General features: G+C 64.2%; 9 protein-coding genes. 3 read left to right on the top strand and 6 right to left on the bottom strand.

Annotation, left to right across the window (positions count from 1 at the left end; translation table 11 throughout):
- Positions 1-111 precede the first annotated feature (111 nt).
- Positions 112-1,383, top strand: coding sequence for a CaiB/BaiF CoA-transferase family protein (locus tag EN925_RS08095; protein WP_032809937.1), 1,272 nt, complete (start codon positions 112-114; stop codon positions 1,381-1,383).
- Between the two features lie 162 nt (positions 1,384-1,545).
- Here the strand turns inward: EN925_RS08095 and EN925_RS08090 are convergent, their stop codons facing one another.
- Together EN925_RS08090 and otnK are read right to left on the bottom strand one after the other, a co-directional pair.
- The gene (locus EN925_RS08090) at positions 1,546-2,184 is read right to left on the bottom strand and encodes a class II aldolase/adducin family protein (RefSeq protein ID WP_027164251.1); all 639 of its coding nucleotides are present in this window, start codon (positions 2,182-2,184) and stop codon (positions 1,546-1,548) included.
- A complete protein-coding gene (gene otnK / locus EN925_RS08085) occupies positions 2,184-3,536 on the bottom strand; it encodes a 3-oxo-tetronate kinase (protein ID WP_127367908.1) in 1,353 nt (450 codons plus the stop codon). The genes EN925_RS08090 and otnK overlap by 1 nt, the downstream gene beginning before the upstream one ends.
- Positions 3,537-3,667: 131 nt before the next feature.
- On the opposite strand from otnK, the gene EN925_RS08080 reads away from it, so the two are divergent.
- Positions 3,668-4,405, top strand: a complete 738-nt coding sequence (locus EN925_RS08080) for a GntR family transcriptional regulator (protein WP_013528131.1) — start codon at positions 3,668-3,670, stop codon at positions 4,403-4,405.
- A gap of 33 nt (positions 4,406-4,438) precedes the next feature.
- Here EN925_RS08080 and EN925_RS08075 read toward each other — a convergent pair whose 3' ends face one another.
- From EN925_RS08075 to EN925_RS08060, 4 genes are all read right to left on the bottom strand, one after another.
- Positions 4,439-5,668 (bottom strand): aminotransferase class III-fold pyridoxal phosphate-dependent enzyme, encoded by a 1,230-nt coding sequence (locus tag EN925_RS08075; RefSeq protein WP_084015555.1) that lies wholly within the window; start codon positions 5,666-5,668, stop codon positions 4,439-4,441.
- A gap of 119 nt (positions 5,669-5,787) precedes the next feature.
- On the bottom strand, positions 5,788-7,350 hold the full coding sequence (locus tag EN925_RS08070; protein WP_164747171.1) for an ABC transporter substrate-binding protein: 1,563 nt from the start codon (positions 7,348-7,350) through the stop codon (positions 5,788-5,790).
- A gap of 88 nt (positions 7,351-7,438) precedes the next feature.
- Positions 7,439-9,613, bottom strand: a complete 2,175-nt coding sequence (locus EN925_RS08065; RefSeq protein WP_127367909.1) for an alpha-ketoacid dehydrogenase subunit alpha/beta — start codon at positions 9,611-9,613, stop codon at positions 7,439-7,441.
- Positions 9,614-9,900: 287 nt separating this feature from the next.
- Positions 9,901-10,680, bottom strand: coding sequence for a helix-turn-helix transcriptional regulator (locus EN925_RS08060; protein WP_063169873.1), 780 nt, complete (start codon positions 10,678-10,680; stop codon positions 9,901-9,903).
- A 112-nt stretch (positions 10,681-10,792) separates the two neighbouring features.
- Here EN925_RS08060 and EN925_RS08055 point away from each other — a divergent pair.
- A partial coding sequence (locus EN925_RS08055) for a hydantoinase/oxoprolinase N-terminal domain-containing protein (protein ID WP_281040639.1) occupies positions 10,793-11,281 on the top strand: 489 nt, incomplete at its 3' end.

Below are 11,281 nucleotides of genomic sequence, written 5' to 3'. Positions count from 1 at the left end.
GCTCGATCCGGCCGGTGGTTCGCATCGCGTCGCCTGCCATTTCCCGGAGCCGGTCAACACTTTCAGGGCTGTCTGAGTGGCCTGTCGAATTCACCCGAGGGAATTTTGATCGTGACTGAGGACCATTCCGCGAATGCCGGTACGGCAGAACCCGCGCGCTTGCCGCTCGAAGGCATCAAGGTTCTCGACCTCTCGCGTGTGCTGGCGGGTCCCTGGGCAACGATGAGCCTTGCCGATCTCGGCGCCGAGATCTGGAAGATCGAGAACATCGACGGCGGCGACGACACCAGGGCGTGGTCGGTGCCGAGCTACAAGGGTGTCTCGACCTACTATCTCTGCGCCAATCGCGGCAAGCAGAGCATCGCGCTCGACATGAAAAGCCCGCAGGGGCTGGCGATCGTGCGCGAGCTGGCGGCGAAGGCCGACATCGTCGTCGAGAATTTCCGCTCAGGTACCGCCGATAGGCTCGGCGTCGGGTTCAAGGAGCTGAGCGCGTCAAACCCGCGCCTGATCTACTGTTCGATCTCCGGCTACGGCCAGACCGGACCCGATGCCGGACGGCCCGGCTATGATTTCGTCATGCAGGCCGAAAGCGGCCTGATGGCCATCACCGGCGAGAGCAATGGCGAGCCGATGCGCGTCGGCGTCGCCATCACCGACATCGTCTGCGGCATGGTCGCCACTCAGTCCATCCTGGCAGCGCTTTTCGAGCGCGCGACAACTGGCAAGGGCCAATTCCTAGACCTGTCACTGATCGACTGTGCGCTCAGCCTGCTGATCAATGTCGGCAGCGGTTACCTTAACACCGGCCAAGAGGTCGCCCGCTACGGCAATGCCCATCCGACGGTCGTTCCCTATCAGATATTCGAAGCCTCCGATGGCAGCTTTGCGCTGGCGGTCGGCAATGACCGCCAGTTCGCGGCGCTGTGCGAGAAGGTCGTTGATCTGCCACATCTGGCTGGGGATGCGCGCTTCATCAAAGCAGGGGCGCGCGCCACCAACCGTGAGGCGCTGATCCCGCAACTAGCCGCCGTCTTCAAGACCAAGCCACGTGACCACTGGATGGCCACCTGTGCCGCCGCCAGCGTGCCGGCCGGCACGGTAAAATCGATACCGGAAGTCTTCGACAGTTCCAATGTGCGCGAGCGTGGCCTCGTCCAGACCTTGCCGCATCCGCATCTCGGCTCCGTCGCCATGGTGCGCCCGGCGCAGGGACTTGCCGCGCAGCTGACCGCGGACTTCACCGCGCCGCCGATGCTGGGCCAAGACACAGCTGCCGTGCTGGCCGACGTGCTCGGCTATAGCGCCGAGATCATCGACCAGCTGATCGGCACCGGCGCCGTCGGCGTCTATACGCCGGCCGCCGAACCGATCCCCGCCTGATCTTCATGGAGCCTGACGGGCCTTCGTCTCGCATTGCAGGTCGACTGAATGGTTCTTCAAGAGGGCGAAGAGCCGTTCCTTGTTTTGGCGCAATCCCCTGGGGAAAGCGCTATGCGCTTTTCCCGGGAAACCGCTTCACCTTTTCTGGAATTGCTCGGCCGGCTACTTCTGCTGGCCGTAATTCTTGTAGCGCCCGCGAATGGCGGGGATCTCGCTGCCCTCGATGAGCACCGGCGTGCCGGCGCTGCGCGCCAAAAGGTACTGCCGCGCCAGGGTTTCCAGCTTGATGGTGCGGATGAGGGCCGTGTCGAGATCGCCGCCGAAGGCGATCATGCCATGATTGGCGAGCAGGCAAGCCGTGCGGTCCTTGAGCGCGACGACGGCAACCTTGGCCAGTTCGCTTGACGCGAAAAGCGCATAGTCCGAGCAGCGCACATCATCGCCGCCGAAGCCCGCCACCATGTAGTGGAACAGCGGCAGCGGTTCACGCAGGCACGACAGCGCCACGCAATGGTCGGGATGGGCATGCACGACGGCGCCGGCCTCGGGAAACGCCTTGTAGATCTCGGCGTGCATCTCCCATTCGCTCGACGGCCGGAACGCACCGTCCCAGGATCCATCGAGCTGCATCGCCACCATCTGCTCCGGCCGCAAGGCGCTTGTGGCTATTCCCGTCGGCGTGATCAGCATGCCGCCTGTCGTGCGCACGCTGATGTTTCCGGTGGTGCCGACATTCATCCCGCTGGCGTCCAGCGTCTGCGTCGCGGTGATCAGGCTCGTGCGTTCGATTTCGAGTTCCATCACGATGCTCTCCTTGCCGGTGGCCATGTGTCGATCGCCGGCGCAATAGTGCTCGGCCGTGTCATGTCTTGCAGAACGTCGGTGAAGATATCGGGGCCGCCGAGCTTTCCCGATTTCAGCATCAGCGCCAGCGGATCGGAGGGCCGGCCGGGGAGGTGAGCGATGGCGCGCGACAGTCCGGGGCCCTCATAGGCGCCCATGGCGATCCGGTCGATGCCGAGCGCCTTCACCACCGAACCGGCGGTCTCGCCGCCGGCGACGACGAGCCGGCGGACGCCGAGTTCGCGCACCAGAATCTGGGCAATCCCGGCCAGGATCTCTTCCGCCCTTGCCGCCACCATATCGCGGCCATGCGCCTGCTGCAGCGCTTCGACGGTCGCTTGCGGCGCTGTCGTAGCAATGGCGATCATCGCGCCGGGCAAATGCCGTTGGGCGAAGGTACGCGCTTCGGCCATGACATCGGCGCCGGCAAAGGCGCTGGCAAGGTCAATCGTCAGCAGTGGATTGTTTTCCTCGAAACGCTCGAGCTGTTCGATGGTGCGGTCAGCGACGCTGCCGGCCAGCACCGCTGCCGGCCCTTCGACGGCCGGCAGGCTGGCGGCAACGAGATCGCCTGTATCCAGCAGCCCATGCGTGAGCCAGGCCGGTGGCAGATGCGCGGCGACTGAGGAATTACCGGTCATCAGCGGCAGGTCGAAGGTGGCTTCCGCGATCGCCGCCAGATCGCGCTCGCGGATGGTGTCGGTGACCAGCAGCGTCTCGCCACGCGCGCTGTGTGCTCGTATAGCGCTTCGGATGGCTCCAGCGCCGGCATCGACGACGAGATAGGGCACCAGCCCGACCTTGCCCCTGCTCTGCGCCTGCAGCACGCGAACCAGATTGGAATCGGTCATCGGCGTCAGCGGATCGAAGCGCTTGGGCGACTCAGCAAGCAGCTGGGGACCGCCGAACATATGCCCCTGATAGACGGTGCGCCCAGTCTCACACAGCGCAGGGGCGAACAGTGTGACGCCGCCGCCAAGGCGCTCGAGCAGCGCTTCGGCGCAAGGACCGATATTGCCCGCGGGCGTCGAATCGAAGGTGGCGCAATATTTGAAGAAGATCTGCCGCGCGCCAGCTTCGACCAGCCGGTCCGCGGCCTCCAGCACCTGGCGCACCGCATCGCTGGCTGCGATGACGCGGGTCTTCAGCAGGATCACATGGGCAAGATTGCCTGATGGGATCGGCGCGTCCAGCCCGACCGTGCATCCCGTCGGAATGCCGCGCGCGACCAGCATCGACGCCAGCTCGGTGCCGCCGGTCAGATCGTCGGCAATGGCGCCGAACAGCAAGGAAGGCATCGACGCGGTCATGCGGCCCGTCTCATGTCTGCCGGTTTCGGGGCGGCTTGTCTCATGTCGGTGGTCAGGCCATTCGTGGTATCATATACACAAGCCACGCGACGCAGGCGACGCCTGCGCTGTTGCAAGAACGGAGAGCGGATGTGACTGCTTCTATCGCGCCGATCGCGCGCGACAATCTGACGACGCGTGTCTATGAGGAGCTTCGCCGTGCCATGATGGAAGGCCGTTTCTGGCCGGGCCATCGCTTCAAGATCCGCGACCTTGCCGCCAGCCTTCAGGTGTCCGAGACGCCGGTGCGCGAGGCGCTGATGCAGTTGGTGCGCGAAAAAGGCCTGGAGATGGAGGCCGGCCGTTCGATCACCGTCGCCCAGCTGTCGCTGGCTCAGTATCTGGAACTGCGCAGCATCAGGCTGCATCTCGAAGGCATGGCGGGTGCCGCGGCAACGACGCGCATCGAGCCGCGCGAGATCGACCGTCTGGCGGCGGTGCATGAGAAACTCATTGCCAACGAGGACAATGGCCGCTGGTTCGAAGCCGTCCGCGACAATTGGGAATTCCATCACTCGATCTACCAGGCGGCGCAAATGCCGGAGCTGCTGGCCATCATCGAGGGAATCTGGCTGCGCAACGGACCGCTGGTGAACTACCAGTACCCGCACGCCCGGCCGACCTATGACGGCCGCCACCGGCATCTCGACATTCTTGAAGCGCTGCGGGCGCGCGACGAGAACGGTGTGCGCAAGGGCATTCAGCAGGACATGATCGAAGGCGGCCGCCTGCTGGTCAAGGTTCTCGAACGGCTGAACGACGGCGCGGTCACGCCGGAGGAACTGCGCCGCGCTGCGCAGAACGGCCGACTGGTGTCGGCCACCGGCTGAACAGTTTGTTCCTTTCCACCGCATTGGCGCCGGTCACGCCACCTGCGCCGCGGCGGCCATGCCCGCATCGGCAGCCTGCAGGGCGAGATCTATATCTTTTGCGGTGTGCGCAGCACTCAGGAACATGTTGTGCCGGGGATGGAAATAGGCGCCTTCGCGCAAGGCGGCCGAGCAGAAGGCGTTGGCCAGCTTGAATTCGGCATCGCCGTCGAACAGCACCATCGGCATCGACACCGGACCTGTCTGTCGCAGCGAAAGACCATGCTTCTTCGCTGCAGCATCGAGGCCTGAGCGCAGCCTGTCGCCGGCCTGTGTCATGTGGGTGACGGCGTCGGTGTCGCGCAGTGTGCTGATGGTGGCGATCGCCGCGGCCATTGCGACGGCGCCATACCAGAACGAACCCGTCACATAGACCTTGGTCGCGGCTTCGCGAAACCGGTCGGTGCCTGCGATGGCGGCCAGCGGATAGCCATTGGCGATCGCCTTCGAAAAGGCGGACAGGTCCGGCCGTACGCCGAGCGGCTCCCAGCTGCCGGCGAGGTCGATGCGGAAGCCGGCCCTGACATCATCGACGATCAGCGCCGCATCGGCGGCGGTGGTGAGTTCGCGCGCCCGTTTGGCGAAGGCGGCGGTCGGCAGTTCCTGGTCGCGGGCGATGTCGTGCCGGAAGGCAGTGACGACGACAGCAGCGAGATCGTTGCCGGCCTGCTCGACGGCCGCTTCGAGGCTGGCGACGTCATTGTAGTCGAAATGGATCAGATGGGCGCGGTCCTCGGCGGTGACGCCGGCCAGCGATGGCGTGCACCACGGCACGGCGCCGTGATAGGAGCCGCGCGCGACCAGCACCTTGCGTCGGCCGGTGCCGGCGCGCGCGATCGTCACGCAGGCCGTGGTGGCGTCGGTGCCGTTCTTCTGCAGCATTGCCCAGTCGGCATGCGCGACCGTCTTGACCAGCAGTTCCGCCAGCTCGACCAGCACCTCGCCGGGGCCGTTCATCGCATCGCCGAGGCGACGCTGCCGCTCGGCCGCCGCCTCGACCGCCTGATGATGGTGGCCGAGAATGTTGGGCCCCCAACTGCACATCAGGTCGATGTATTCGTGCCCGTCGACGTCCCAGACCCGGCAGCCGTCGGCGCGTTCGAAGAATTGTGGATAGGCGGAGCCGAGATAGCGCGTCGCCATGTGTCCCCACATGCCGCCCGGAATGACCGAGGCCGCACGCTCGCGCAGCAACTGGTCCTTGGAGTTGATCAGGGAAGGCATGACGAGGTCTCCGCTCATTGATATATCATATATTGAATGTGATGTTGGAAGAACAGGATTTGCTGGCCTTCCGGGATGGAGAACAGGGAGGCGACAGTCGCCTCCCTGTATTGTTTTGCTCAGTGGCTGAGTTCTGCCAGCGGCAGGTTGCAGCAGGCGCTGTAGCGCACGCCCTTGACGTCCGACTTGTAGGCCAGGATCAGGTTCGGGCTGATCAGCGGCAGGATGATCCTGTCCTTGATCATCTCCTCGCCGGCCTGGTGCCACAGCTTGGCGGCCTCGTCGCCGCTTGCCGCAAGGGCTGCCTTGTAGATATCCGCTTCCTTCGGGTTGAGCACCGACGGGTCGCGCTCCGCGCCGGCACGGCGCGACCAAGGGCTGCCCTTCGTCATGGCGAAATAGTCGATGTATTGCGAGGTGCCGTAATAGTCCGGCGCGTAGAACACCGCCGTCATTGGGATGCCGTCGCCATTGACGCGCTCGCGCCAATTGGCGAAGGGGATCGGCTGCAGGTCGAGCTTGATGTTGATCTTGGCCAGATCCTGCTGAACCTTCTGCATCAAGAGCGAGAGATCGACGCCGTAGACGTTCATGCCGGGGAACGCTGCCTCCATCTCGAAGCCGTCGGCGTGTCCGGCCTTGGCCAGAAGTTCCTTTGCCTTGGCAACGTCATAGGGCTGCGCCTCGAAGCCCGAACCGCCGGGGAAGCCGAGCGGGATCGGCGCGCTGATCAGCTGACCCTCGGAGCCGATGGTGAAGTCGAGGATAGCAGGACGGTCGAGACCGAGCGAAATGGCCTCGCGCACTTCGGGCGTCAGCGGCACCTTGTTGGCCTTGGCGCCGGGCGACAGCGCCACATAGATGAAGTTGTAGGACGGCACGGTCTCGATCTTGACGTCGCTGCCGGTCATCGTCTTGGCCGTGTCCGGGTCGATCTGCATGGCGATATCGGCGGTGCCGCTCTGCAGCATCTGCGCCTGCGCCACCGCATCCTTGGTCTGGCGTATGACGACTTCGCTCAGCGCCGGCGCCGTGCGCCAGTACTTGTCGTTGCGCGCCAGCCGCAGTTCCGAATTGGGCTCATAGGATTTCAGCACGAACGGCGCGCTGCCGGCCGAATGGGCCAGGAACCAGGCCTCGGCATTGTCTGTCGTCGAGGCGTCCGCATCGGCCTTGGCGCCGGCTTCGGAAGCAACCTTGCTGTTGACGACCGCTGCGTAGGGCGCCGCCGCGATGTTGAGGAATTCGGAGCTCGGCGCGACCATCTTGACGACGACCGTATGCGCGTCCGGAGTCTCGATCGAGGCGACATTGTCCATCAGGAACGAGGCGCTGCCCTTGAGGTTCTTCAGCCGCTCCCAGGACCATTTGACGTCCTTGGCTTCGACAGGCGAACCGTCCGAGAATTTGGCGGCCGGGTCGAGCGTAAAGGTGAAGCTGCTCTGGTCGGCATTGCCTTCCCACTTCGAGGCGAGCAGCGGGATCAGCTTGTTGTCCTTGTCCAGCGTCAGCAGCGATTCGTAGACGCTGGAATTGTAGATCTGGCAGGTGTCGCAGAAGGCGCGGTGCGGATCGAGCGAATTGAGGTCGATGTTACGCGCGATGACCAGCGGCTTGCTGTCCTGCGCGAAAGTGGCAGGCGCCCAGAAGGCGCTGGTGGCCAGCAGCACGGCCGCCAGCATCGTCGCCCTGGTCTTGGCTCTTGGTAGGATCGTCATGTCCATTTCATTCTCCCATTTTCTTGTCAGATCTTTGTGGCAATGCGTTGCTCTATCCACCCACGGCAATGAGGGATTGAAGCGCGGCCTTGAGCTTATCAGCGCCGCCCAGTGCGGCGCGGTTGAGCGGGGCCGATACGACGGGAGCCGAGAGGCTTCCCGTCACATGCAGGATCTCGTGATCGAGATAGTCGAACACGCGATCCTGAATCTCTTGTGTCAGCCGTCCGCCAAGCGACAGTCCACGCTGCACCTGCTCGACGACGGCCACCCGGTTGGTCTTGCGGATCGAGGCCTCCACCATCGGCCAGTCGAGCCCGGTCGGGTCGAGGCTGCGCAGGTCGATGATCTCGGCATCGACGCCGGTCTCCTCGACCACCTGCTTGGCGACGGCGACCATGCTGGCACTGGTGAGCAAGGTGCAGGCACTGCCCGGCCTGACGGTTTTCGCCTTGCCGAGTCGCACGCAATAATCGCGGTCATCCGCAGGCACAGGCCCTTCGCTCGGGAACAGTTCGACATGCTCGATGACGACGACCGGATCGTCGCATTTCAGCGCCGAATTCATCAGGCCGATATAGTCGAAGGGCGTCGTCGGGGCGACGATGCGCCAGCCGGGAAACAGCGCGAACAGGCCAGACGGATCGCCCGAATGCTGCGAGCCGTAGCCGGTGTGCGGCGAGACGCGCACCCGGATCACGATCGGCACCGGGAAGCCGCCGCCGAACATGTGGCGCACCTTGCTGACCGCATTGAACAGCTGGTCGGCGGCAACCAGGCAGAAATCGCCGAACATGATCTCGACGATAGGCCGCAGCCCGCAAAGCGCTGCACCCAGCGCCACGCCGACAAAACCGTTCTCGGCGATGGGCATTGCCAGTACACGCTCCGGCCAGCGTTCCAGCGCACCCTTTGTGGCGCCCGAAACGCCGCCGCGCAGCCGGTGCACATCCTCGCCCATGATAATGATGCGCGAATCCTTTTCCATGGCGCGCGCAATCACCTCGGACGCGGCAACCATGAACTTGACCGGCCTGGTGTCGGCTGGCGGCATATCCTCGATCTCGAGGAAACGCTCGCCCTTCAGTTCGGAAAGATCACCGCGTATCTGGTTGTCGACGCCGCCTGGGTCTGGCCACAGATGGTCGGGAATGCCCAGCGCGTTGCCACTCATTTCGGTGAGCGAATCGGCAGCGGTGTTGACCACCTCCATGACGCGCTGGTCGAGTGTGCCGAGGTCGGAAGCGTTCAAAATGCCCATCGTCTTCAGGCGAGCCGCCATCGTGACCAGCGGATCGCGCGCTTTCCAGGCGTCTTCCTCGGCCCGCGTGCGGTAGCCGAATTCGCTACCCGGGCGCGCGCCGCTCTGATGCAGGAAGCGGTAGCAAAGCGCCTCGACCAGCACCGGGCCACCGTCTTCCTCGATCGCCCGGCGCGCCTCGCGCATGGCATGGTGGACCGCCACCACATCCATGCCGTCGCATTCGATGCCGCGAAAGCCGAGCATAGGTCCGCGCGAGGCCAGCCGCGTCTCGCGCGTCTGCTCGTTGATGTGCGTCGAGACGGCATAGAGATTGTTTTCGGCGAAAAAGATCACCGGCAGCCGGTAGAGCGCGGCGATGTTCATCGCCTCATAGGCCGGCCCCGCCATCATCGTGCCGTCGCCGAAAAAGGCGACCGAGATGTTGCCGGTACCGAGCAGCTTGTCGGCCAGCGCATAGCCGGCCGCATGCGGCAGGTTGCCGCCAATGATCGCGCTGGTGCCAGGGATGCCGGAGGCATCGTCGCGCATATGCATCGAGCCGCCACGGCCGCCGCAATAGCCTGACTTGAGGCCCATGATCTCGGCCATCAAGCCGCGCACCGAGCCCTGCATGTCCGGGTTGAAAGCGTCATGCAACGGGTCGAATCCGCCGGGCGTCTGCGCGTTGACAAGCTTGGCCAAGACCTGGTGATGGGCGCGGTGGGTGCCGTTGATGCGGTCGCCCGTACCGAGCACGGACATGGCGCCGACCGCCGTCGCCTCTTGTCCGATGCTGGCATGCGCCGGACCATGCACCAGCCCGGCATTGGCGAGATCGAGCACTTTTTCCTCGAAACGGCGGATGAGCAGCATCTGCTGATACCAGCGCACCAGGCTCGAAACCTCGGCGTCGTTCCAGTCCGAATCGTCGACGTCGAGCCGCAACCAGGGCGCCGATGGCTGGATCGATGTCTGCTGGACCATGTCAGCTATTTCCGTTCTGGTAGATGATATATCAAATATTTTCTCAGTCGATTGCGTCCGGGCACTTTTCCTGGGCACTGCACTGGCTTGCGGGCACCGCACAAATGGAATTAAATTTCATTTTCTGTGCGAAGCCGAGACTAAGCCGGGACGGCGGCGTTCCGCAAGAGGAATTTTGAAGCCAGTTTTCGAGCCATTCCGGCGACAAGCCCCCTGCACCAATTCACGGAGGGAGCGGCTCTGCAAATCAGGCATTCGGCTGGCGGATCGGCTGGGTAAGCGAGCGGCTAGCGATCGGCCTGATGCTGGAAGAACTGCAAAAACAATTCCCGCTCGGTGGTGATGTCGAGCTTCTCGTAGATGCGCCGGCGATGGTTCTTGACCGTGCCGACGGTGATGCCGAGGCGCTCGGCGATGTTGGCCGTCGGGTGGCCGGCGAGGATCAACTGAACCAATTCCCGCTCGCGCAGCGACAGCTCCGGCCACAGACTGGCCGGGATCGTCGGCTCCTGCCGGGGCGAGGCGCCGGGGCCTGTCGGCGCCGACGTGCGGGAGAATTTGGTTCCGCGCGCCTTGATGTCGAGCGCATGCAGCGCCTCGAATACAGGCAACCGCTCGTCCAGCAAAGCGATCTCGCTCTCCTTGAACGACGTGGTCGAGCGGTCGAGGAAGATGCCGAGGCACCAGTCGCCGCCATCGGCAAGCATGATGCCGACCTCGTCGCAGATCTCCGACTGCGCCAGGAAGCCGGCAATGTACTGGCCGCGCTTGGCCTCGTCGTCGGCGAGCCGTTTCAGCGGCATGATGCCCAACCTGCGCTCGCGCCGCCACGAGGCATAGAACGGGTCGAACACGTAGTAATTGTGGAGATAGCGCCGGACCATCTCATCCGAGAAGCGCCGGTGCTTGATGAATTCGGGTGTCTGCGTCGCCGAATAGCGCGTCACCGTGACGAGGTCGTGGTCGATGTCGGCGCCGATCAGGTCGATCAGGCAGTCGACATGCCTGTCCGTGCCGATGGCGGCGATCGCTTTGGCGAGCGGCGCCCAGATATTGCCCATGCCCATGCCCTTTTCTCGGCGATGTCAGCCCAACCGTCATTGTGTCTTTAGGCATATGGCGCGAGGCCATCCAATGAATCTAGCCTGGCGTCAACCTAGACCAGATCCCGAGGCGACCGTGACCCAACCCAATCTCACCGCCCCCATTGTCGGCAACCCAATCGTCATCGGCATCGACGCCGGCGGCACCATGACCGACACGATCCTTGTCGATCAGGACGGCCACTTCAAGATCGGCAAGTCGGCGACCACGCCGAAGAACGAAGCCGAGGGTTTTCTGGCCTCGGCCGAGGACGCGGCGGATGCCTGGGGCATCTCGCTGGAATCATTGTTTTCAGGCGTCAACGTCGTGCTCTATTCCGGCACCGGCATGCTGAACACGCTGTTGTCGCGCACCGGCCGCCGGCTCGGCCTGATCACCACCAAGGGCCTCGAGGACATGATCCTGATGGGCCGCGGGCTGCAGGCCTGGGCCGATTATTCCTACGCCGACCGGCTGCATGCGGTCACCCACCATCATCCCGATCCGCTGGTGCCGCGCCGCCGCACCCATGGCGTCACCGAGCGGATCGACCAGTTCGGCGACGTCGTGCTGCCTCTCTATGAG

Source organism: Mesorhizobium sp. M7A.F.Ca.US.006.04.2.1 (genome assembly GCF_004022915.1).
In the GTDB taxonomy this organism is placed as follows: domain Bacteria; phylum Pseudomonadota; class Alphaproteobacteria; order Rhizobiales; family Rhizobiaceae; genus Mesorhizobium; species Mesorhizobium ciceri.
Note: the sequence above shows the minus strand (reverse complement) of the source record. Positions and strands in the feature narration are given on the sequence as shown.

Coding starts and splice junctions, on each gene's coding strand:
- EN925_RS08090 (WP_027164251.1), bottom strand. CDS start 2,184: ATGGAACTCGAAATCGAACGCACGAGCCTGATCACCGCGACGCAGACG.
- otnK (WP_127367908.1), bottom strand. CDS start 3,536: ATGACCGCGTCGATGCCTTCCTTGCTGTTCGGCGCCATTGCCGACGAT.
- EN925_RS08075 (WP_084015555.1), bottom strand. CDS start 5,668: ATGCCTTCCCTGATCAACTCCAAGGACCAGTTGCTGCGCGAGCGTGCG.
- EN925_RS08070 (WP_164747171.1), bottom strand. CDS start 7,350: ATGCTGGCGGCCGTGCTGCTGGCCACCAGCGCCTTCTGGGCGCCTGCC.
- EN925_RS08065 (WP_127367909.1), bottom strand. CDS start 9,613: ATGGTCCAGCAGACATCGATCCAGCCATCGGCGCCCTGGTTGCGGCTC.
- EN925_RS08060 (WP_063169873.1), bottom strand. CDS start 10,680: ATGGGCATGGGCAATATCTGGGCGCCGCTCGCCAAAGCGATCGCCGCC.